The following is a 23,768-nucleotide window of genomic DNA, read 5'->3' on the forward strand; positions in this document are numbered from 1 at the left end:
CTATGAGATATGTTCACGTTGGTATAAATGTTACGGATTTAGAGGAGTCTATCGAATTCTACGAAAAGGTATTTGGTGTGTCACCAGTTAAGGTGAAAGTAGATTATGCAAAATTTTTATTAGAGATGCCAGGACTTAATTTCACGCTGAACGTACGAGATGAAGTGAAGGGAAATCAGGTAAATCATTTCGGTTTCCAAGTGGATACTGCTGAAGAAATTACATTACATAAAGAAAGATTAGAAAAAGAAGGTTTCTTTGCGCGTGATGAGATGGATACGACTTGTTGCTATGCAATCCAAGATAAGTTTTGGGTAACAGATCCTGATGGGAACGAGTGGGAATTCTTTTATACAAAAGCACAGAGTGATGTTCATAAAATTGAAGAGTCATCTTGTTGCACGACTTCTAACGTAGTAGAAAAAAATTCTTGTTGTTAATAGGAGATGGAAAATAAAATGAAACGTTTATCTTTTCTAGATCGATATTTAACACTATGGATTTTTCTAGCTATGGCTGTTGGGATTGGTTTAGGGTTTGTGTTTCCTAGTGTAGTAGATGGACTAAATACATTACAAGTTGGAACGACGTCCATCCCGCTCGCTGTCGGTTTAATTGTCATGATGTATCCACCGTTGGCGAAAGTTCGTTACGAGGAAATGGGCCGGGTATTTAAAGATGTAAAAGTATTGGTTTTATCTTTAGTGCAAAACTGGATTATTGGTCCTGTACTTATGTTTGTTTTAGCAATTATTTTTCTTCCAGATAAGCCAGAATACATGGTCGGGCTCATTATGATTGGTTTAGCACGTTGTATTGCAATGGTAATTGTTTGGAACGATCTTGCAGATGGGGATAAAGAGTATGCGGCAGGTTTAGTGGCTTTTAACTCGGTATTCCAAATGTTATTCTTCTCCGTTTATGCATACGTGTTTGTAACAGTCATTCCAGAATGGTTAGGAATTGAAGGGGCTATTGTCGATATTACAATGGTAGAAGTAGCGAAATCAGTATTTATCTATTTGGGAATTCCTTTTATAGCAGGTATGTTGACACGCTTTGTACTCGTTAAGTTAAAAGGAAGACAATGGTATGAAAAGGTGTTTATACCTAAGATTAGTCCACTTACATTACTTGCATTATTATTTACAATCGTCGTTATGTTCTCTTTAAAAGGGGAAATGATTGTTAGCGTACCACTAGATGTAGTAAGAATAGCAATTCCGTTATTAATCTATTTTATTGTGATGTTTTTTGTTTCTTTCTTTATGGGAAGAAAAATTGGTGCAAACTATCCGGTGACTACAACGTTAGCATTTACAGCAGGTAGTAATAATTTTGAGTTAGCAATTGCTGTAGCAGTTGGTGTGTTTGGTATTCATTCAGGCGCAGCATTTGCAGCTGTTATCGGGCCGTTAGTTGAAGTACCTGTAATGATTGCACTTGTAAACGTTGCTTTTTGGTTTAAGCGTAAATATTTTAATGATCAACCAGTATAATTTAAAAATAAAGGCGGAAAACAACATGAAAAACAAAAAGACAATCTATTTCTTATGCACAGGAAATTCATGCCGAAGCCAAATGGCAGAAGCATGGGGCAAACAATATTTAGGCGATAAGTGGAATGTATATTCTGCAGGAATCGAAGCACACGGAGTAAATCCAAATGCTATTAAAGCGATGAAAGAAGTAAATATCGATATAACGAATCAAACATCGGATATGATTGATTCAAATATTTTAAATAACGCTGATTTAGTCGTTACGCTTTGTAGTCATGCAGATGCTGTGTGTCCATCTACTCCTTCACATGTGAATCGTGTTCACTGGGGATTTGATGACCCGGCAGGAAAAGAATGGTCTGAATTTCAACGTGTTCGCGATGAAATTGGGGAACGTATAAAACGATTTTCTGAAACAGGGGAGTAAATAAAGGAAAGAGCCAATTTTCTATTGTATAGGGGATTGGCTCTTTTTCTATACATAGTCACTACTGCATTGGTTTACAACAACTATCTCAACGAATGCAGAATATTATGTAAGAATGATATAGTTAGAATGGTAGTCTGTCTCTATTAAATTTATATATAGAAAAAAACACTATTGGTAATTAACAATGAATAAAATTTTGGTTTTTAGAGTAATCGAGATAGTAATCATCAAAAATAGCGTGTAATAAAAATTTTTTCACATGAAAGGAAAAAAGGGTGAAACACATAATAAAAGACGTATTAATAAATTATTTTAAAGAAATTCATTCACTAGCAGTGGAAGAAGAGCTACATAAAAATAGTTGGAATACAGATTTACACTATAAAATTATGGTGAATGGAAAGCGATATTCCGCACGGTTTATCAATAGCAAGCGAACAATCAATCCAGCTTTTGGGGCGTTATCAAACGAACAACTGATAGAGCAAGTACGTTTTACGTATTATTTACGCGAGCATGGAGTCCTTTTTATGCAAATTAATAAAAATAGGTCAGGGGAGTCATTTACATTAGTCGCTTGGAATGATGAACAATACCGATTTATATTGTCTAATTGGATTGAAGGAGAACATATTACACTCTGTACGGAAGCTATCGCAGAAGCATTTGGAAAGGAAGCAAGAAAGGTTCATGATATTTCTAGTGCATTTCAAAGCGCGATTTTTCAGAAGAAATCTCATTTGGATGGGTATGTTGAGTTTATTAATATGTTAGAAAGCAAGACAAGCGCATGTAAGGAATTGCGGGAGTATATAGATCTTGCTAAATATCATATAGACTGCGCATATACGAGTGAATTAGAGTTTATTGTACAAACAGACTTAAATCCTTTGAATGTTTTATGGGGCTCAAGTCAACAGGTAAAAGGAATTGTAGATTTTGAATCTATTAGTTATGTTGACCGTATTGAAGGGTTAGCCTTTTTAATAAAATGGTACTCTCGAACGAAAGGAATACAGTCGCATAAAGTATGTCCGGAAGTTGCTAGAGCATTTTTAGAAGGGTATAAAGCTAATAACATTTTAACTTCAAATGATTATAAAAGACTTTCTTCGTTGCTATGGTTATCCGGTAGTTTAAATTGGAACTTCGTTAAAAAGACGATGAGTCTATTAGGTGACGGGAGAGAATTAGAGGAACATTTGAAAGTTTATAGAGTAAGGGGAGAAAGGTTGTCTTCATTGTTTTAATTTGTAGATAACATTTCTTCTCTTTTGGGATTTATAAAACAAAGCATATGAGGTGTTCTAAAAATGAAAATACAAATTGTAGTGTTTGACGGTTTTGGAGAGCTTGTCTCCTTTGCACCTTTTGAGGTATTGAAAAGAGCGATAGAAGAAGGGGCTCCGTTTACGGTTGAATTAGTTTCTAGTGAACCAAAACAAGAGGTTACTACTTCGTTTGGAGTTACGGTTAAATTACATGATTTTTTACGAATGGATAATCGTCCAGATTTGTTAATTGTACCTGGTGGTGGCTGGAATCATAAAGCTGAACATGGGGCACGAAAGCAAGCAGAGCTTGGTAATTTGACCAAAATGATTAGAGAGATGCACGATGAAGGAACAATTGTTGCTGGAGTTTGTACAGGAGGTATGTTACTAGCTGTATCCGGTATATTGAATGATAAAAAGGCAACAATGCATCATTTGGCGCAAAATGAAATTAGTCAATATGGAGCAGAACTTCTTCATTACAGAATTGTGGATCAAGGCGATATTATTACTGCAAGAGGAGTTACTTCAGGAATTGATTTAGGTCTTTGGATCACGGAAAGGTTTGCAAGTCCAAAAATTGCAGCTGCTGTTGAATATAGAATGGAATACGAGAGGCGAGGTGTTGTTTGGAAGTAATTTGAATTCTTTTTTATTGGCGTAATAATAGGGTGCTTGCTGTAGTGAAGTGAATCCGAATAGTGGTACATGAAAAAACACCTCCTGAATTTGCATATTAAGTATGCGAATTCAGGAGGTGTTTTTCGTTTGAAGACAACAGTTCATTACTCTGAAGAAATAAAGTGGAAAGTGATTCAAATGAAAAAGAATGGGTATTCAAATCGTACCATTATAGAGACACTTGGAATTAAAAATACTACAATTGTGTGCGAATTCAAGAAAAATCAAACCACCTGTTCCCTATCCCCTAAAGAATATAGGGAACAGGTGGTTTAGGTATTTTGATATGTGTTCCGATTTTGGGGGTCACTTCAAAAAAAGATAAGTGCTTTTTATTTTTTAGCAACCAGGTAAGACAATCTCCACATTAAAATCAAAATATATATAAGAACTATCTCGACGAATGCTTACTAAAGTTGCTGTACCATTTACTTGTGAAAGTCCATTTACACATAATAGAGGTAAAGATCCATCACAGTTATAGCAAAGAACATTGTTTATTTGTACAACATCATTTAAATATGCACTAAATCCTGTTCTTGGACCTGTACATGGAAAAAATTGAGCTGGAAATCCAAAATAGAATGGTAAATTTCCAACTGCAGTAATTTGAGATACAGAAACATTACATTCTATAACACCACAAGGAGTAGTTACAGATGCTTGAGCATCACATTGAGCAACATTAAGTTTTAAATAAAATGGATCTGTAATTACAGGGAAAGTATCACCAACATGTAATGGCTCTGGAAAAATAATTGATGAAGGATTACTCGTACCGGCCGTTAATCTAATTGTCCCAGAAGTATTTATGACGTTTTGACAAGGAGTAGAACAGTCTAATAATTGTTCTACATCTGATGTACTTTCATTATCTATCTGAATTTTTTCAGAAGTGTTTAAAACTTGATTTAATTCCTCCATTTTTTCACACACCTTTAATTCATTTTTAATCTGCCTTAATAAAAAATGAAATTAAATAAGAATTAGTACATGTATCACTTGTTTTTGGATGTGAGGTATTAGTTCCTAAATAAAATTTTTCTTTTTCTGCAGTGGATTTCTTATAAAATGAAATCAATCATAGAGTGCCTTGCTCCGACTTGAACAATCTTAATTTTACATCACATCGCTATCAAGCTAAGAAAATAGAGCTACCTCCAGAATGAGGTTTTGCCCTAACTTGCAATAAAAAAGCTCGTTTTTTCGTTTAAGGTGGATCTGTTTTCTTAAGTTGATGGGCAGGTGACGGTACCACATTTAAAGAAATTTAGTTTTGTTAGCTTAATAGTAATTCAACTTTTAATTTTTCACTTTACTATTATTAGATTTGTTAGGAGGGGTATCATTTATTTGATATAATTAATGGATGTGAATCAAGAAATAGATAGAAAGATACTGCTAGTAATTTATACTTAAAATGTAGGGAGATTGAACAGAGTTATGGGGAATGAAAAAGAAATTAGTTCCGCTAAATTAATATGGAAGATGACGCGCCCACATACATTAACGGCGACGTTTTCTCCTGTAATTTTAGGGACAGTGTCATCACTTTATGTTGCCGAAATTCATTGGCTATTATTTATTGCGATGATGGTTGCATGTTTAGCGTTGCAAATAGCAACGAATTTATTTAACGAGTACTATGATTTCAAACGTGGATTAGATACCGCTGATTCTGTTGGCATCGGTGGTGGAATTGTCCGTCATGGATTGAAGCCAAAAAATGTATTAGCAGTTGCGCTTTTATTGTATGTGGTAGCAGCATTTATTGGCATTTATATTTGTATGAATAGCAGCTGGTGGTTAGTTGTCATTGGTTTAATTGGGATGGCGGTTGGCTATTTATATACAGGTGGTCCATTACCAATTGCGTACACTCCATTTGGAGAATTAGTTTCTGGATTGTTAATGGGGACATGTTTTGTACTCATTGCTTTCTTTATTCAAACGAATACTATAACGATTGAAAGTATATTGATTTCCATTCCAATTGGAATTTTAGTAGGTGCAATTAACATGTCGAATAACATCCGAGATATCGAAGAAGATATTAAAGGTGGAAGAAAGACGTTGGTAATCCTCCTTGGGAGAGAAAAAGCAGTGGTAACACTAGCTGTAGCCTTTTTAATTGCTTATTTATGGATTGCCGTAATTGTGTTGATGGGTTATATAAGCCCTTGGGCATTAGTTATGTTCCTAGGTTTGAAAAAGCCAATCTCTGCTATTCAAAGCTTCCAAAAAGGAGCAAAGGATCCCGGGTATATGCGCATCGCAATGAAATCAACAGCGATGACAAATACGATTTTTGGCTTCTTATTATCAGCAGGACTATTAATTAGTTACTGGTTTTAAATAAAAAATATTTTTAAGTGACTAAACCCCGATTTCTCGATTTTAATATAGAGAAATTGGGGTTTTTATTTTTGTATTTCTTTAATAATGATCAAACTCTTTTATAAATCTACATTATTTAATAGATTAGTTGAGATAAAGATCAGGATAGTGAGAGGAATGCTTTTTATATTTGTCTAAGTTATAGAGATTTTCAATAAAAAAACAGTAAAATACAATATTTTTTTATTGAAAAACGATAAATGTTATGTTAATCTTTAAAAAAAGATAGACAAGGATGAAGAAGAATGAAAAAAATAGTTTTAGTTGGACTTTCTACCATAACTTTAATTATTATTGGTTTTGTCTCTTACATTACATTAACAACGAAAGATCCATTAAGTGACAAAGAATTTCCAAAAACTCAAGAAAAAGCAAAGGCAACTGCTATTGAATATTTTCAAAAAGAAAAACAGTTAGATGTTGTTATAACTAAAGTTGGAGTAGTGGGAGAAATAGGATATAAAGTTTGGATCGAAGGACATGAGCTGAATAATGAACAACAAAAAATTGATGCAATTATAGATGTTGCAAAAGAAGATAAATATAAAGTAATAAGTTCTAATATCGATTAAATATCGATTATTACGTATAGTTGATATTACTTTATTAATATAATTTATCATAGAATGCGACCTTTAAAATGAAAAAGCGCTATCCTGTTTGTAGAAATATACAGAAAGGATGGCGTTTTTGTATGGATTTTTTGATTCAAGATGAGTTTCATTATTTGTTGAAGAATTACAGTTATCTCTGCATTTTATCTTTATATCAGTATGCTATTATCTTGATATAACTATGTTGCATTTAGTAGTGACAGAAATAGTGAAAGATTTCTAATTGGTTAAAATATAAAATGAACTATTTCTTTATAAAAATAAAATTAATCGTGGGGAAGATGAAATATGCAAAGAACAATTTTAATTGTAGAAGATGAAGATATTTTACGTGAAATCATGAAGGATTACCTACTAAACGAAGGGTATAACGTCTTAGAGGCGATTGATGGGAAAGAAGCGTTATCTATATTTGAAGAACATGAGGTACATTTAATTATTCTAGACATTATGTTACCGGAATTAGATGGTTGGGCGGTTTGCCGGCGAATTCGGAAGAAATCTAATGTACCTATTATTATGCTAACGGCTCGGGTGGATGAAGATGATACCTTACTCGGATTTGAAATGGGAGCGGATGATTATGTTACAAAACCATATAGTCCTCCTATTTTATTGGCAAGGGCAAAACGATTAATTGAAAGCCGATATTCTTCCACTATTAATGTATCTACTGAAGACACATTAACTAGTAGTGGTATCCATGTACATTTCCCTTCTCGTACAGTAACTGTAGATGGGGAAGACATAAGTATGACACATACAGAATTTGAAATATTAACGTATTTCATGCAAAATCAAGGGATTGTGATTTCGAGAGAACAACTAATCACTAAAATTTGGGGTTATGAATTCGCTGGGGATGATCGTACTGTTAATAGTCATATCCGTAATTTGCGTCATAAATTAGGACAAAAAGCGACTTGTATTGTAACCGTTGTGCGAACTGGTTATAAATTTGAGGGACAGGTATGAAAAAAGGAATTGTATTAAAGTTATTTATATTAACTACGGCATTATGCACACTTATTTTAGTGACTATTTTTATTGGACAAACCATATTTTTTAAGCAATATTATTCGAATCGAAAAGTTAATGATATTAAAACGAATATTCAATCCTTTGAAAAGGCATATATAAAAGCTGGAGATGACGCGAAAAGGATTCAAGAGTTGGAACAAAATTTCTACCAAGATAATGCGACATGGATTACAACGCTAGATAGGGTAGGGAATATAAAATATGCAAGTGATTTTTCTTTAGAAATTCAGTTAGATCCTAACGGAAATAACACCTTTTCTGAACGTTTAATTCAGATACCGTTGTATAGTTTTGTTAATTTAGAAGATATACAAAGGATAAAAGATAGTTTAGAACAGGGGAGTCATATTATTATCGATGGAGTGCAGGAAGGTGATGCAGTAGTCCCTGCGATGTTAACAATAAAAGAGAAGAATATTGGTTTGGAGAACAAGCAGTTGTCAGAGAAGTTATATGGCCCAAAAGTCGCATCTTCAAAAGAAAATTCACAGTTATATTTAGCAGGAAGTATTAAGAACGTGCAGTTACCGGAGGGTACTGTAGGAACTAACTCTATTTATGGAAATCGTGTGTTAATAGATAGAATAAAACAATTTCAGGTTGATTTAATATTAAATCAAAAACCAAATAATATTACTTCTACAGAAATAGTGGATTATGAAGAAAATGATATTAAATATAAACTATTAATCAAACCAACAATAGATGCAGATGGTAAGGTAAATTATATATTTGCTATGACATCATTGCAACCAGTTGATGAAGCTGTGCAAATGATAAAGGATTATTATGTATATTTAATTATCTTTGTTTTGATTTTAATCGTTTTGATATCGTTCTATTATTCAAATAAAATCGCCAAACCACTATTACAAATAAATGATACTACAAAAAAAATCGCTGGTTTAGATTTCTCAGAGACGATACCTATTACTACAAAGGATGAAATAGGTGCTTTATCACAAAATATTAATACACTTTCTAAGGCTTTGCATTCGTATATTAATCAATTGCAGCAAGATATAGAGAAAGAAAAGCAATTAGAAAATACACGTAAAGAATTTATCGCGGGTGTTTCACATGAGTTAAAAACACCTTTAAGTATTATGAAGAGCTGTATTTCAATTTTGGAGGATGGTGTTGCTAGTAATAAAAAGGATTATTACTTTAAAGCAATGTCAAAAGAAGTAGATAAAATGGATATGCTCATTATTGATATGCTGGAGTTAGCAAAATTCGAGTCTGGTACGTATAAAATGGAAATGGATGTTTTCCATATTGATGAGATGATTGATTATATATGTGAGCAATTAACCTCGGATATAATAGCTAAGCAATTACATGTGCATAAACAACTTTCTAAAATTGAGGTAGTTGCAAATCCACATCGAATAGAACAGGTGGTTACTAACTTTATTACGAATGCGATTCGTTACACACCAGAACAGGAGAATATTATTATTTCTACAATAGAAGAGAATGAACGTGTAAAAGTATGTGTAGAAAATAAAGGAGCACATATTGAACTAGAACATTTAGAGAAAATATGGGATCGTTTTTATCGAGGAGATACGTCTCGTCAACGCTCCAAAGGTGGAACAGGATTGGGCCTTGCTATTTCAAAAAATATATTAGAGCTGCATGGTGCGGAATATGGTGTTTCGAATACAGAAGATGGAGTGTTATTTTTCTTCTACTTAAATAAAAACGTGTAGAATTTTCATTCTACACGTTTTTATCATTTTTAAACAAAATCGACATTATCTGCATTTTATCTTTATCAGCATTCATTAATATCTTCATTAGAAAGGGAATGAAAAGCTGATAAGGAGATTGTTAAAATGAAAAAAAGAGTGACATTGCTTTTATTTATAATATTAATAATGGGCACAGGAGTTAGTTTCATACATGCTAAGGGGCATAAAAATATATCACAAGAGGATTTACGATTAAGAGGAAAAACAATTGTAATTGATCCAGGGCATGGTGGAGGAGATAGAGGGACGAAAGGAAAGAAATTTGGAACGATTGAAAAAGAGCTTAATTTAAAAGTAGCACAAAATATAAAGAAAGAATTAGAAGAAAGAACGGATGCAAAAGTTATATTGACGCGTGAAAAAGATGCGAGTTTACTTTCAGAAACAAAACAAAAGGAAGAATTGCAAGCGCGTGTCAAAGTAGTGAAAGAACATGCGGCGGATCTTTATATTAGCATTCATCATGATGCTTTTGAGGATACAAATGTAAAAGGAATAACAACTCATTATGGATCTAATAAAAGGAAAGATAAAAAATTAGCTAAGATCGTACAAGAAGCTATTTTTGATCAAAATATAGACAGCCGAGATCGAGGTGTTCATGGCAGTGATTTTCTTGTCTTACGAGAAAATTCTTCTCCGGCTATCCTAATAGAATTAGGGTTTACATCTAATGCGAGTGATGAAAAAAGAATGAATTCAGAAGAATTCCAAGCAAAATCGCAAAAAGGAATTGTGGATGGCATTATTAATTATTTTACGATGTAATAAAATAGGCAAATAGAAAAATACTATTCTTTCTAAATCTTAATTAGGAAGAGTAGTATTTTTTATTTTGGGTGTATATCCAGTTTTCAAATTAAAAACAAATATTTTTCTAAAGAGTGGATGCAATACGCTATTCTTTAACTGATTTCGACATTATCTGCATTTTATCTTTATCCATCTCTATTAATCTATTTATTGTAAACACCGGGTGAAATTAATGATTCAGTCGAGTAAAGGCTCAGCCTTATAAATAATGAATATGAAAATTAATAGGGAAAGGATCGAAAAATAATGAAAGAATCACAAAGTAAGAAAAAAACAAGTCGATTAACTAAGTTAATAATATCTCTAGGAGTTGTTTTAGCAACGACCTTTTTCACTTTCTTTTTAATTGGAAAATGGCACTCTATCCCAGCGAAGGGAGTAGCTAATGAAAGTATGAAACAAGTTAATACGCAACAACAAGAAAAGAAAAAGGAAACATCACCAGCAAAACAAAAAAGACCTGATGGAAAACCGGTAGGAAAAGTTGTCTATTTAACATTTGATGACGGTCCTAGCGAATTGACTGGGAAATTTTTAGATGTACTAAAAGAGCAAAATGTTGCCTCTACATTTTTTATGCAAGGTAGCAATTTACAAAATACAGGTTTTCAGGAAAATGTAAAACGAGCAGTAAAAGAAGGACATTATATTGGTGCACATAGTATGACACATAATAGTGATAAGCTATACAAAAAGGGACAATTTGTACCAGAGATGAAAGAAACGTTAGATCTTATCCATAATATTACGGGTACAACTCCTAAACTGGTCCGTCCGCCATATGGATCTGCACCAGGATTAAAGGGAGAGGAAATTCGGAATCAAATTGTAGAAGCAGCAATAAAAGTTTGGGATTGGACAGTAGACTCAAATGATTGGAAATTAAAAGATAATCCAACTCAGATTATCGAAAATGTAAAAAAACAGACAACAGAAGAAGTAGAAGTTGTTTTAATGCATGAAAAAGCACAAACATTACAAGCTCTTCCTGAAATTATTAAATTTTATAAAGAGCAAGGGTATGAATTTGGGGTATATAATGATGAGGATCATTTTCGTCTAAACTTCCAAAAAGATCAACGTCTATAGTATAAACATAGTTATTTTAAAAGGTGTTTTTATTACTAAATCAATAATTAAGCCAAAAGTCGATTTCCTATACGATAAAGAAATCGGCTTTTTCTTTATGGAATTTTACTTTGTGTATGAAGCCTGTGTTTTAGGATGAATATATTGAACTCATTTTAAAACGGCATTTGAGGGCTCGTATTATTTTTTCTAAATTTATTAGTTAAGATTATTCGACAATTATATAAATAATCATTTAAAGTATAAAATATACACATCTTAGGGAGGGCATATATGTGAAGAAGTGGATGAAAATTGTTCTTTACTCTTTACTAGGTATTTTACTTATAGGAAGTATTACGTTTTTGACTTGGTCTCAGTTTACTTATAAACCAACGAAAGAGGCTTTGTCGTTAGTAGATGATAAAAAAGATGAAGGTAATATAGTATTTGGAGAGAAAGATGCTAAAATAGGGGTTATTTTTTATCAAGGAGCTAAAGTAGAAGCTGAGGCTTATAGTTACTTAGGAAAAGCTCTTGCAAAAGAGGGGCATGTTGTAGTAATGCCTAAGTTACCATTAAATTTAGCGATACTTGGAATCAATGCAGTAGACAGTGTAATTGAACAGTATCCTGAAGTTCAAAAATGGTATGTTGCGGGGCATTCAATGGGAGGAGCTATGATTTCTAAGTATGCCTTTCAACATGAAGACAAGGTAGACGGGATCATTTTCTTAGGTTCGTATCCTGCAGATGATTTCTCTACTAAATCGATTCCAATGTTATCAATTTATGGGGAAGTAGATGCTTTAGCAACTGTAGAAAAAATAGAGAGCAATAAAAAGTTAATGTCAAAGAATACAGCTATGCACATGATAAAAGGCGGAAACCATGCTCATTTTGGCATGTATGGTGAGCAAAAAGGTGATAATGCGAGCTTAATTACGTCAAAAGCACAACGAGATGAAACAGTGAAAGTAATTGAAGAATGGTTATTAAAACAATGATAGCGAATGTAATAAATTTACCGAAAGGATTCTCCCATCTCAAGCATGTGTAGGAAGATAGCCTAACGGTAGGTGGGAGAGATAATAAAGAGCCAACTCGTACGAATTGGCTCTTTTATTTATTTGCTATCTCCAATTGGCCCCTTATTTTCTCCGGAATGTCCTTTTCAGAAATAATGTCGTAGGAATAGACATACTTACCTTTCACATGAATTTTTAAGTAAGTTTTTCTTATAAAATCATTAGGAGTGTTCGTTCCTACTTTATATTCCTTCTCATTCCTTAATTCATCAACACCTTTTAGCGAGTACATAGCTCTTCCTTTATGATGGTAATCTGGAACGCCATATTCCTCCGTAATAGCGTATACATTTTTTTCTTCAGCAATCGGATTAAATCTGTCTAAATCTCCGCGTAATATGAAAGGTAGTAAGTATATAGGGAGGCCTATTCCTATTATGTAAAGTACAAATTTCTTCATGATTGTTTCTCCTTTTACGTATTTACGTTTTTCAGTATAGAAAAAACTTCTTATGAATATAGCGGGGAATTTCTTAAGTTTTTCTTAAAAAAATTTTAAAAGTAAGGTTATTTTAACCAAAATTTTCATGAAAATACCTTTAAAAAGAACGTAAGTTCGTATATAATGAGAACGAATGTTCTTTCGTGAGGAGTGATAACCTTGTATGATTATTCTCTTTTACCGAATCGTATTATTTTATGTGTAGATCTTCGTAGCTTTTATGCGAGCGTATCATGTATTAAAAAAGGACTTGATCCACGTTATACAAAATTGGCTGTCGTAGGAGATGTAAACCGCAGTGGATCAATTGTATTGGCAGCAACACCGCCATTAAAAGCGTTAGGAATAAAGAAGATGGCTCGTTTGTACGAAATACCGAAGCGGCCAGATATTATTATTGTGAATCCGATTATGCATACGTATATGAAGTGTTCAACTTACATAACAGGCTTAGCTTTACAGTATGTTGCGCCGGAAGATTTTCATCAATATAGTATCGATGAGTTTTTCATGGATATGACTGCAAGTATTCATTTATTTGCGAGTAATCCGTGCGAGTTTGCATTAAAGTTCAAGCGAGAAATATATGAACGTACACGGATTGAAAGTACGATTGGTATTGGGCCGAATTTATTATTGAGTAAAGTAGCGATGGATGTGGAAGCGAAAAAGAATAAAGATGGAATAGCGTATTGGACGTATGACGATATACCCGAGAAGTTATGGAGTATTAGACCACTCAGTAAATTTTGGGGTATATCGTATAAAACGGAAATGAAATTAAATCGAAAAGGTATACATACGATTGGGGATTTAGCACAGTATCCATTGAAGTATTTAAAACAATCGTTTGGTGTAATAGGAGAAGAATTACACTTGCATAGTAACGGGATTGATTTTAGCAGAATAGCAGAGAAATATGTTCCAGCAACAACATCTATAGCGAAAAGCCAAATATTATTTCGTGATTATTTGATAGAAGAATTCACCGTTATTTTATTAGAGCATGTAGAAGAAGTTTGTTACAGATTGAGACGAGAAAAGAAATACGCCCAAACGATTCATTTTTCAGTTGGGTATAGTAGGGAATACGGAGGAGGAATAAAAAAAGCACATACGTTAAATAGAGCAACAAATTTAACGATGGATATTTTTAATGTTTGTACATATTTTTTATACGAGCGACATACAGGGGAGCCGATTCGATCGATAAGTCTTTCCTTAACAAATTTAATACATGAAGGAGAAGAGCAAATTTCGCTTTTCGATAACATTATACAAAGAGAAAAAGAAATGAGATTAACGAAGGTGATGGACGAAATTCGAACACGATTTGGTAAGAACAGTATTTTACGTGGCATTTCCTACACAAGCGTCGCAACAGCAAGATATAGAAACACATTATTAGGAGGGCACAAATCGTGAAGAATGCTAATATGCCAAAAGGAAGAGGAATGGTAAAGTGGTAACCGTTTGTTAGTATGCCAGAGCAGTTCATCTGTATTAAAGACATGATACAGGAGCAAACAAAAGTCCCGCGTCCAATTTTAACGCAAGATGCAAAAGAAAGGATTGAAAATAAGCTGTTAATTTCATATTTAGGTGAAGAAGAGGTTTTACTTACATATTATAAAGAGGGCTATCTATATAAAAATTACATAACAGTAGCTGATATAAATCCATTAAATAAGACGATTACTTGTACCGATGCTTTTCATAATCAAAGGATGTTTAAGTTTGTTGATGTAATTGAAGTGAATTAGAGGGGGAGAAATAAAAAATCATCTCTTCCTAACTTAATTATATCATGTAAATCAAGTTCGAAATAGACTGTTTATTCTCATTTACTACTGCTACAATCAAGAACACACACATAGTAAGGAGAGATGTTACATGAGTTCTTTCGTTCTCGATTTTCAGGAAATAGAAAAAACGCAGCTTTCACTTGTTGGCGGAAAAGGATTGAATTTAGGAGAGTTATCTAACATTCAAGGGATACAAGTGCCAGAAGGATTTTGTGTTACAACTGTAGGATATGAAAAGGCCATCGAGCAAAATGACGAGCTTCAAACTTTGTTGCAGCAGCTAACAAAGTTGAAAATGGAAGAGCGAGCCCAAATTGGTGGAATTAGTAAGAAGATTAGAGAAGTCATTATGGCAGTAGAAATCCCTTCTGAAGTAGTGGAAGCGGTAGCTCATTATCTCTCACGTTTTGGAAATGAACATGCGTATGCCGTGCGTTCTAGTGCTACGGCTGAAGATTTACCGTATGCCTCATTTGCTGGTCAACAAGATACGTATTTAAATATTATCGGAGAAGAAGCGATTTTGCAGCATGTAAGAAAGTGCTGGGCTTCTTTATTTACAGAGCGAGCAGTTATGTACCGCATGCAAAATGATTTTGAACATAATCAAGTTTCTATATGTGTTGTCGTTCAAAAAATGGTTTTCCCTGAGGCTTCGGGCATTTTATTTACTGCTGATCCGGTTACTTCTAACCGAAAGGTAGTATCAATCGATGCCAGTTTTGGACTTGGTGAGGCATTAGTATCAGGACTGGTCTCTGCCGATAATTATAAAGTAAAAGAAGGCAAAATTACCGGAAAGATGATAGCAACTAAAAAATTAGCTATTTATACTTTAAAAGATGGTGGAACGGAGACGAAACAGATTGATCCGGCTCAGCAAAAGCTTCAAACATTGTCTGAACCACAAATATTACAACTAGCACAGATTGGAAGACAGATTGAAGCTTATTTTGGTTGTCCGCAAGATATTGAATGGTGTTTAGTGGATGATATATTTTATATTGTCCAAAGTCGCCCAATCACGACTTTATATCCAATACCAGAAGTAAATGATGGGGAAAATCATGTGTATGTATCGGTTGGTCACCAGCAAATGATGACCGACCCCTTGAAGCCATTAGGAATGTCTTTATTCCAGTTAACATCTTTTGGACAGAGGTTTCAAGCTGGAGGAAGGTTGTTTGTTGATGTTGCACAAAGATTGGCTTCGCCTACTAGTAGAGAACTTTTATTAAATATGATAGGGAATTCGGAACCGCTTATTAAAGATGCATTAACAACTGTAGTCGAGCGAGATGATTTTATTACATTGTTACCAGATGATGAAAAAGAAAAGAGTGTTGGTAAAAGTGGACCACCTGCAAGTTCACAACCAAAAATCGAAAACAATCGAGCAATCGTTACGGATTTAATAAAGATGAATCAAGCATCAATCGAAGAGTTAAAACGAAACATGCAAACGAAATCAGGGGTGGATGTACTTGATTTTATTTTGGAAGATATGCAGCAATTAAAGAAAATATTATTTCATCCGCAAAGTATGGCTGTCATTATGGCAGGTATGGATGCTTCAACATGGATCAATGAAAAAATGGAGCAATGGCTAGGCGAAAAGAATGCAGCAGACACACTTTCTCAATCAGTACAAAACAATATTACGTCTGAAATGGGGCTAGCATTACTCGATGTTGCTGATGTGATTCGGCCATATCCAGAAGTTATTGCGTATTTACAACATGTAGAAAATGATAACTTTTTAGATGAATTCGTTCAATTTAAAGGCGGAGAAAAAGCTAGAGATGCCATTCTAACTTTTCTAAATAAATACGGAATGAGATGCAGCGGAGAAATCGACATTACGAAAACGCGCTGGAGTGAAAAGCCAACAACCATTATCCCGATGATTTTAAATAATATAAGAGATTTTGAAGATGGTGCTAGTAAACGGAAATTTGAAGAAGGACTGCAGGAAGCTTTGAAAAAAGAAGAAGAGTTAGTAGATCGATTGCAGCATTTGCCGGATGGTAAACAAAAAGTAGAAGAGACGAAGCGAATGATTCGTAACATCCGGAATTTTATCGGTTATCGTGAATATCCAAAATACGGTATGATTAATCGCTATTTCATATATAAGCAGGCAATATTGAAAGAAGCCGAGCAACTCGTGCAAAATAAAGTTATTGATGAAGTAGAAGATATATACTATCTAACTTTTGAAGAACTTCACGAAGTTGTCCTTACGAATAAACTAGATTACGAGCTTATTCATAAACAAAAAAATGATTACAAATTATATGAAAAACTAACGCCTCCACGTGTAATGACGTCTGATGGAGAAATCATTACTGGGAAGTACAAACGAGAAAATCTCCCGGCTGAAGCAATCGTAGGTCTGCCTGTTTCTTCAGGAGTGATTGAGGGGAGAGCACGCGTTATTTTAAATATGGAAGATGCGAATTTAGAAGATGGAGATATATTAGTTACTGCCTTTACTGATCCTGGCTGGACACCATTGTTTGTGTCTATAAAAGGGTTAGTCACTGAAGTTGGCGGACTGATGACACACGGAGCAGTTATTGCACGTGAATATGGATTACCAGCAGTCGTCGGGGTAGAGAATGCTACGAAACGAATAAAAGACGGACAGCGAATTCGGGTACATGGAACAGAAGGGTATATTGAAGTGTTGTAATGAAATAAAAGATCATCCGCTATTATAGTGGATGATCTTTTATTATATAGCGGACTTATTTCTTTAAACCAGCCGCATAAAAAGGTCCATGAACTGCGATTGTTGATAAAATACGAGCAATCTCCTCAGGTGTTTCTTTTTGTCCATTATTTAACCATTGTTGAATGACACCTATATGAGCAGATGCCATATAAGAAGCTAAGTATTGGCTTGGGACAAGTAAATTCTCCTTATTAATGAGAGGACCATTCGTATCTTCAAATAGTGTTTTCCACATAAAGTCTTTCAGTTTCGTTTGGAAAGATAAATCTCCTTTTGGGCTTAGTACAGCTTTCATAAAATCACTATTTTCATTTAGAAATTCAAGAATAGAAGCGATAAGTATAAATGGCATTGTTGGGGAAGGGCTTGATCCAAGATCAGCAATAACTTCCGGTAATCTCTGTTTAGCAATGCTAGAAAATTCATACATAATTTCTGCTTGGCATTTTGTCATTAAATCAAATTTATCTTGGTAATGTGTATAAAATGTACCACGATTTATGTTTGCTTTCGTAGTAATATCTTTCACTGTAATGGCGCCAAAACCTTTTTCCTCAATTAATTCCACTAATGCATTTCGTATGGCAGTTTTCGTGCGAATAACACGTAAATCTAAATTACTATCGCGCAAAGTATGTCCCTCCTTAATTTTAGCCAACACATTTCAAGGATGTGTCTTATAACCGACACATTCACGATTTTTGATTATTGTATAAGGTTCAACTCGAACATATAATTCAAATATAAATAAACAACACGTTGTTGGTTATTATAAATCAAATTAAAGGAGGAGAAAAGAAAATGTTTAAAAACAAACTTTTATTGTTATCTCCAGTTATTGCACTACTTGTTGTTTTTATTTTTTCATTAACATTATTTCCAACCGTTCAACCTAAGCCGAAAAACTTACCAATCGCAATTGTAAATGAGGATCAAGGAGTAGAAATTCCGAATCAACCGAAGATGAATATGGGGCAAACGATTGTTGATAATATGAAAAAGACATCAAAATCAGAGGAAGAACCTGCGGTAAAGTGGGTAGAAGTGCAAAATAAAGAAGCAGTTCAAAAAGGCTTAAATAATCAAGAATATTATGCAGCATTGGTTATTCCGAAAGACTTTAGCACAAAACAAGCATCATTACGAACACCACAGCCATCTTCGCCAGAGGTAGAAATATTCATCAATCAAGGAATGAATACAGCAGCATCAACTATGGCAGGACAAATGTTAAATGCGATCGTTGATAATATGAACAATACTGTTCGTACACAACTATTAGAAGGATTGAAAGCAAAAGGAGCTACATTAACAGCAGACCAAGTTTCAAATGTAGTAACACCTATTACGAAGAAAGTGACAAATGTGAATGAAATCGGCAAAAATAGTGCGAACGGTAACTCGCCAATGTCTTTATTCCAGCCGTTATGGATTGCAAGTTTAGCGAGCGCAGCAATTATCTTTATTGCGATAAGTAAAACGCAAGTGGGTACAAGAAAAGAGAACTTCGTATTGAAACTAAAACAAATAGTAACAGGAGCAATTGCTACACTTGTAATTGGATTTGGTCTTACATGGATTGCGGATGGAATGGTAGGATTAAATATCCCGAATTTCACGGATACGGCTTTGTTCTTATCCATTACTTCTTTTTGTTTCTTCTTAATGATTTCTGCGGTGCTTTCATTAGTTGGACTAAAGGGTATAGGTATATTCGCTCTATTACTTTTCTTTGGGGCACCGCTATTAGCATTAGCGCCTGAAATGATGTCACCATTTTATCAAGATTGGGTGTACGCATGGTTGCCAATGCGATTTATGATTGAAGGGCTTAGAGAAATATTCTTCTTTGGAAAAGGATTAGCTTGGAATACTCCTCTTACTGTACTCGTTTGGATTGGTGTAGTAAGCGTGGTTATTATACTTGGAACAGCTTTCAAACGTAGTGTAGTAAAGGAGCAAAAAACTGAAGTGAATGCATAAAAATAAGTAAAGGAAAAACCGTTTCACTAGTAGTGGAGCGGTTTTTATGTTGAAATACAAGTAAGGGTACAAAATATATTGATATAATGAAAGGAAGTTAGTTATTTGTGAAACTAACTGTCACTTAGCTAGGCTTGATATGAAGGGATCCTACTGTAAAATCTGTTGTACTATATAATTATTATCTCTGATATACTTTAGTTTTGTTAGTTTTTCTACATTTTCTACCATAAAATGTGAAATCGTAGAGGGTGTTGCAAAGTTAACAAAACATAAACATGCAAAAAAAATGCAGAAGAAATATAGTACTCGAAGTTATCTCTAAAAAGTAAGAATCTCATAATAATGTTCTTTTAAGATGATATAAACAAAATAGACTAGTTTAAAATTGGACGTATGAAAAAGGAATGAGGGGAAGAGCAAAATGAAGCAGATTTCAATTTTAATAGCGGATGATGAGGTGGAAATTGCTGAATTAATTGGGATACATTTAGAGAAAGAAGGTTATCATGTTGTGAAAGCTACTGATGGAGAAGAAGCTGTTCTTATTATTCAATCGCAACCAATTGATTTAGTTATTTTAGATATTATGATGCCAAAAATGGATGGTTATGAAGTAACGCGACAAATTCGTGTGAAGTATAATATGCCAATCATTTTTCTAAGCGCGAAAACATCTGATTTTGATAAGGTGACAGGTCTTGTACTAGGTGCGGATGATTATATGACAAAGCCTTTTGCCCCAATTGAATTAGTTGCGCGTGTAAATGCACAACTACGTCGATTTCTTACGTTAAATCAACCGAAAGTAGAGGAGAACAAATCCGTTTTAGAAGTAGGCGGAGTGGTTATTAATCTTGAGCAACGAAAGCTAAATGTATACGGAGAACAAATTGAATTAACCCCAAAAGAGTTTGATATTTTATATTTATTAGTGAGCCATCCGAAAAAAGTGTACAGTGTGGAAAATATCCTTCAGCAAGTGTGGGCGGATGATTATTATGATGGGGGAAGTACAGTTGCGGTACATATTCGTACTTTACGAAAAAAAATTGGGGAGGATACAAGAAAGAATAAGTTAATAAAAACGGTATGGGGGGTAGGTTATACTTTCAATGGCTAACATGATGAGAAGTTTTCGTTTTAAAATGATTGCTTTGTTTGCGCTAAGCATGGTGTTAGCAGCTGGCGGAACATATATAATCTATAAAGTATTACAGCTTTATTATAGAACGATGGTACATTACGAAGATTACTTAGCCCAATTTAGACCAATCGTAGATATTAAATTCTTTTTAATGTGTTTTATCCCACTATCTGTTGTATTCTTTTTCTTTTTAACAAAACCATACTTAAAATATTTTAATGAAATTTCTAACGGTATTCACCATCTTGCTAACGGTGATTTTACAAAGAAAGTTCATATTACTTCAAATGATGAATTTGGCGAGATTGCGCGTGAAATTAATATAGCGAGTGAAAAATTAAAAGAGGCGGTTGAGAGAGGTGATTTTGCAGAAAGTAGTAAAGATCAGCTCATTGTTAACTTAGCACATGATTTAAGAACGCCTTTAACATCAATTTTAGGTTATTTAGATTTAATTCTTAAAGATGAGAATTTGTCAAAGGAGCAGATTAAACGTTTTTCTATGATTGCATTTGCGAAATCGCAGCGACTTGAAAGTTTAATTGATGAGTTATTTGAAATTACGCGAATGAATTATGGCGTGCTAAAGTTAGATAAAAAAACAATTAATATAAGTGAGTTGCTTATACAGTTAGATGAGGAATTGTATCCATTATTGGAGAAACATCATTTAGAAGCTAGGTTGAATGTTAATCCTCATTTATATATTTACGGTGACGGGAATTTGTTAGCTCGAGTATTTGAAAATCTTGTAACAAATGCAGTTAGATACGGAGATAATGGACAATTTGTTGATATGAATGGATATATTGATAATGGAGAGGTTATCGTACAAATTATTAATTATGGAGATAGCATTCCAGAAGAAGATTTGCCTTATCTTTTTGACATGCTTTATACAGGTGATAAAGCAAGAACAGGGCAGCAGGGCGGTACGGGCCTTGGGTTATTTATTGCTAAAAATATTGTTGAACAGCATAATGGGACGATTTCAGCAGAAAGTAATATAATTAGAACAATATTTGAAATAAGATTGCCAAAAGAAGAGAGTTCAAGAATTTAATAAAAATTTAATGTTTACCCCGCTTTTTATTTAACTAGTTTTTTCTATCCTATACGTAGGTTAGGTCAAGGAGGAACTGGTAATGAAAAAGTGGGGCTTTTTATATTGTACATAGTATTTACGGGGCTTTATATATCAAAAACTATTAAAGAAGAGGACATACAGTTTCTAAAAATAAAACACATGAAAAAGTGAGGATATTATGAAGAAAGCAAAAAAACTAGTCATCGTTGGTGTAATTACAATTGGTTTAGGGGTCGGGTCTTATATGACATTTGCAGGAGAATCTGAACCAGTTAAAACTTATAAAATATATGAAGTGACAGAAAAACAAATAGAGAATGAGCAAAAATTAGGTGGCGAAGTTATCCCAAATGGTATAGAAGCAATTTCATTCGATCCAACAAAAGGTACGAATGTAAAAAAGGTGATGAAGTAAAAAAGGACAGCTTCTTTTTAAATATAATGACCCTATTACTAAACAAGGTGTAACATTGCATCAGAAACAAATGGATGCAGCGAAGCAGAAACTAAAAAAAGATAAAAACGCTGGTCTTCCTGAGGAAGCGTTAAAAGCATCAGAAATCGAAGTGCAACAATTAGAATCGCAACTTGAAATGAAAAAGTTTGAAGTAGAAAAAGCTGATGAAATAATTAAATCAGCAAAAGAGAAAGTGAACACACTTTCTGTAACGAGCCCGGCTGATGGTGTAATTGATGACATTGTCAAAAATAATGATGCTGGTATGAGCGGAATTACGCTTCGTCACGCTGGTCCATTTAAAGTAAAAGGCCAACTGTCTGAATATGAGCTTGCGAGTGTGAAGATTGGGCAAGAAGTAACAGTTTCATCAAAAACTGTATCTAGTAAGACGTGGACAGGAAAAGTTACAGAAATCGGATCCACACCATTAAAAAATATGGATGAAAACAAAACAGTTTCCAGCTATCCATTCACTGTTACATTGAACGATAGTGAAGGATTACAAAACGGTTTCCACGTAAACGTGACAAACAAAACAGGTGAAGCAACAGGTACAATCGTTCCGAAAAGCAGTATGGTGAAAAAAGGTGACAAAGATGTTGTCTTCGTTGTAAAAGATGGAAAAGTGAAAGAACAAGTGGTTACGGTTGAATTTGAAACGAATCATGAAGCAAAAGTTTCTGGAGTGAAAAAAGGTGTACAAATTATCTCTGAACCTATGAAAAATGTAAAAGATGGTATGGAGGTTAACACAAAATGATTCATTTAAAAGGCATCACGAAATCTTTTCAAAACGGTACAGAGTCCGTCCAAATATTACATGGAATCGATATAATACTGAACCAGGGGGAATTCACTTCCATTATGGGACCATCTGGTTCTGGTAAGTCAACCTTAATGAACATTATCGGTTGTTTAGATAAACCAACGGCAGGTACGTATGAGCTAGCTGGTCAAAATATTTCAACCATGTCTGAAACAGAACTTGCACACGTTCGTAATAAAGAAATCGGCTTTGTATTTCAAAATTTCATGTTACTACCAAGGCTTACAGCACTTCAAAATGTAGAATTACCTCTTATTTATGCAGGAGTTGATAAAAAAGAAAGACGTGAGCGTTCGTTAGCTGCTTTAACGAAAGTTGGGTTAGCTGACCGTGCTACCCATCTTCCAAGTGAGCTATCAGGTGGTCAAAAACAGCGTGTTGCTGTAGCGCGTGCGATTGTAAATAATCCGAAATTTATTTTAGCCGATGAACCAACTGGTGCACTTGATACGAAAACGAGTGAACAAATTATGGAGCTCTTTTACGAATTAAATAAACAAGGTTCAACGATTATTATGATTATTATGATTATTCACGATCGTGAAATCGGAGAAGCAGCAGTACGTCAAATTGTAATTCGTGACGGCAATATCGTACAAGATTGGAGAGAATAAAT

At 34.0% G+C, this 23,768-nt stretch carries 22 protein-coding genes and 2 pseudogenes; 21 read left to right on the plus strand and 3 right to left on the minus strand.

All coding sequences use genetic code 11. From position 1 onward, the window contains the following. Window positions 1–2: 2 nt before the first annotated feature. From BG05_RS16200 to BG05_RS31575, 6 genes and pseudogenes are all read left to right on the plus strand, one after another. Window positions 3–440, plus strand: coding sequence for an ArsI/CadI family heavy metal resistance metalloenzyme (locus BG05_RS16200; RefSeq protein WP_003190012.1), 438 nt, complete (start codon window positions 3–5; stop codon window positions 438–440). 18 nt (window positions 441–458) lie between these two features. Beyond that, window positions 459–1,499 carry an ACR3 family arsenite efflux transporter gene (arsB, locus tag BG05_RS16205; RefSeq protein WP_016120475.1) on the plus strand — a complete coding sequence of 347 codons (1,041 nt, stop codon included), beginning with the start codon at window positions 459–461 and terminating at the stop codon, window positions 1,497–1,499. Between the two features lie 25 nt (window positions 1,500–1,524). Next, entirely contained in the window at window positions 1,525–1,929 is a 405-nt protein-coding gene (gene arsC, locus BG05_RS16210; protein ID WP_000791428.1) for an arsenate reductase (thioredoxin), read from the plus strand. 278 nt (window positions 1,930–2,207) lie between these two features. Continuing rightward, complete coding sequence (locus BG05_RS16215) at window positions 2,208–3,182, plus strand: phosphotransferase enzyme family protein (protein WP_002013620.1); 975 nt, start codon at window positions 2,208–2,210, stop codon at window positions 3,180–3,182. Window positions 3,183–3,245: 63 nt separating this feature from the next. After that, window positions 3,246–3,845 (plus strand): DJ-1/PfpI family protein, encoded by a 600-nt coding sequence (locus BG05_RS16220; protein ID WP_000701587.1) that lies wholly within the window; start codon window positions 3,246–3,248, stop codon window positions 3,843–3,845. Window positions 3,846–3,974: 129 nt separating this feature from the next. Beyond that, window positions 3,975–4,109, plus strand: a pseudogene (locus BG05_RS31575) (IS3-like element ISBt2 family transposase); the annotation flags it as partial. A 117-nt stretch (window positions 4,110–4,226) separates the two neighbouring features. Here the strand turns inward: BG05_RS31575 and BG05_RS16230 are convergent. Continuing rightward, the gene (locus tag BG05_RS16230; protein WP_003190019.1) at window positions 4,227–4,811 is read right to left on the minus strand and encodes a hypothetical protein; all 585 of its coding nucleotides are present in this window, start codon (window positions 4,809–4,811) and stop codon (window positions 4,227–4,229) included. A gap of 519 nt (window positions 4,812–5,330) precedes the next feature. On the opposite strand from BG05_RS16230, the gene menA reads away from it, so the two are divergent. The 7 genes from menA (at window position 5,331) to BG05_RS16265 (ending at window position 12,584) form a co-directional block, all read left to right on the plus strand. After that, window positions 5,331–6,242, plus strand: a complete 912-nt coding sequence (gene menA, locus BG05_RS16235) for a 1,4-dihydroxy-2-naphthoate polyprenyltransferase (RefSeq protein ID WP_002128034.1) — start codon at window positions 5,331–5,333, stop codon at window positions 6,240–6,242. A 287-nt stretch (window positions 6,243–6,529) separates the two neighbouring features. Beyond that, window positions 6,530–6,856 carry a hypothetical protein gene (locus BG05_RS16240; protein WP_002128033.1) on the plus strand — a complete coding sequence of 109 codons (327 nt, stop codon included), beginning with the start codon at window positions 6,530–6,532 and terminating at the stop codon, window positions 6,854–6,856. A gap of 330 nt (window positions 6,857–7,186) precedes the next feature. Further along, window positions 7,187–7,873: a response regulator transcription factor gene (locus tag BG05_RS16245; RefSeq protein WP_002128032.1), complete on the plus strand. Its 687-nt coding sequence runs from the start codon at window positions 7,187–7,189 to the stop codon at window positions 7,871–7,873. Continuing rightward, window positions 7,870–9,654 (plus strand): sensor histidine kinase, encoded by a 1,785-nt coding sequence (locus tag BG05_RS16250; RefSeq protein WP_002190077.1) that lies wholly within the window; start codon window positions 7,870–7,872, stop codon window positions 9,652–9,654. Before BG05_RS16245 ends, BG05_RS16250 begins: the two co-directional genes overlap by 4 nt. Before the next feature lie 126 nt (window positions 9,655–9,780). Continuing rightward, the gene (locus BG05_RS16255) at window positions 9,781–10,464 is read left to right on the plus strand and encodes an N-acetylmuramoyl-L-alanine amidase family protein (RefSeq protein WP_002142388.1); all 684 of its coding nucleotides are present in this window, start codon (window positions 9,781–9,783) and stop codon (window positions 10,462–10,464) included. 291 nt (window positions 10,465–10,755) lie between these two features. Further along, entirely contained in the window at window positions 10,756–11,598 is an 843-nt protein-coding gene (locus tag BG05_RS16260) for a polysaccharide deacetylase family protein (protein WP_003190025.1), read from the plus strand. Window positions 11,599–11,873: 275 nt separating this feature from the next. After that, window positions 11,874–12,584 carry an alpha/beta hydrolase gene (locus BG05_RS16265; RefSeq protein ID WP_002185483.1) on the plus strand — a complete coding sequence of 237 codons (711 nt, stop codon included), beginning with the start codon at window positions 11,874–11,876 and terminating at the stop codon, window positions 12,582–12,584. 115 nt (window positions 12,585–12,699) lie between these two features. On the opposite strand, the gene BG05_RS16270 is transcribed toward BG05_RS16265, so the two are convergent. Continuing rightward, window positions 12,700–13,065, minus strand: coding sequence for a YxeA family protein (locus tag BG05_RS16270; protein WP_002168073.1), 366 nt, complete (start codon window positions 13,063–13,065; stop codon window positions 12,700–12,702). A 201-nt stretch (window positions 13,066–13,266) separates the two neighbouring features. On the opposite strand from BG05_RS16270, the gene BG05_RS16275 reads away from it, so the two are divergent. From BG05_RS16275 to ppsA, 3 genes are all read left to right on the plus strand, one after another. Continuing rightward, on the plus strand, window positions 13,267–14,532 hold the full coding sequence (locus BG05_RS16275) for a Y-family DNA polymerase (protein WP_003190028.1): 1,266 nt from the start codon (window positions 13,267–13,269) through the stop codon (window positions 14,530–14,532). 56 nt (window positions 14,533–14,588) lie between these two features. Beyond that, window positions 14,589–14,870, plus strand: a complete 282-nt coding sequence (locus BG05_RS16280; protein WP_033734091.1) for a YolD-like family protein — start codon at window positions 14,589–14,591, stop codon at window positions 14,868–14,870. Window positions 14,871–15,000: 130 nt separating this feature from the next. Then, window positions 15,001–17,607: a phosphoenolpyruvate synthase gene (ppsA, locus tag BG05_RS16285; RefSeq protein ID WP_003190032.1), complete on the plus strand. Its 2,607-nt coding sequence runs from the start codon at window positions 15,001–15,003 to the stop codon at window positions 17,605–17,607. A gap of 55 nt (window positions 17,608–17,662) precedes the next feature. On the opposite strand, the gene BG05_RS16290 is transcribed toward ppsA, so the two are convergent. Continuing rightward, window positions 17,663–18,280: a TetR/AcrR family transcriptional regulator gene (locus tag BG05_RS16290; protein ID WP_033734094.1), complete on the minus strand. Its 618-nt coding sequence runs from the start codon at window positions 18,278–18,280 to the stop codon at window positions 17,663–17,665. Window positions 18,281–18,450: 170 nt separating this feature from the next. Between BG05_RS16290 and BG05_RS16295 the strand changes: the two genes are divergently transcribed. The 5 genes and pseudogenes from BG05_RS16295 (at window position 18,451) to BG05_RS16315 (ending at window position 23,766) form a co-directional block, all read left to right on the plus strand. Continuing rightward, window positions 18,451–19,632 (plus strand): YhgE/Pip domain-containing protein, encoded by a 1,182-nt coding sequence (locus BG05_RS16295; protein ID WP_016127223.1) that lies wholly within the window; start codon window positions 18,451–18,453, stop codon window positions 19,630–19,632. Between the two features lie 424 nt (window positions 19,633–20,056). After that, complete coding sequence (locus BG05_RS16300) at window positions 20,057–20,755, plus strand: response regulator transcription factor (RefSeq protein ID WP_002013637.1); 699 nt, start codon at window positions 20,057–20,059, stop codon at window positions 20,753–20,755. Then, entirely contained in the window at window positions 20,748–21,842 is a 1,095-nt protein-coding gene (locus tag BG05_RS16305) for a HAMP domain-containing sensor histidine kinase (RefSeq protein ID WP_059038089.1), read from the plus strand. The genes BG05_RS16300 and BG05_RS16305 overlap by 8 nt, the downstream gene beginning before the upstream one ends. Window positions 21,843–22,044: 202 nt before the next feature. Continuing rightward, window positions 22,045–23,086 (plus strand): annotated as a pseudogene (locus tag BG05_RS16310) (efflux RND transporter periplasmic adaptor subunit). Beyond that, a complete protein-coding gene (locus tag BG05_RS16315) occupies window positions 23,083–23,766 on the plus strand; it encodes an ABC transporter ATP-binding protein (RefSeq protein WP_033734097.1) in 684 nt (227 codons plus the stop codon). Before BG05_RS16310 ends, BG05_RS16315 begins: the two are co-directional and overlap by 4 nt. Window positions 23,767–23,768: the final 2 nt, after the last annotated feature.

It is taken from the genome of Bacillus mycoides, from assembly GCF_000832605.1.
Lineage (GTDB): Bacteria > Bacillota > Bacilli > Bacillales > Bacillaceae_G > Bacillus_A > Bacillus_A mycoides.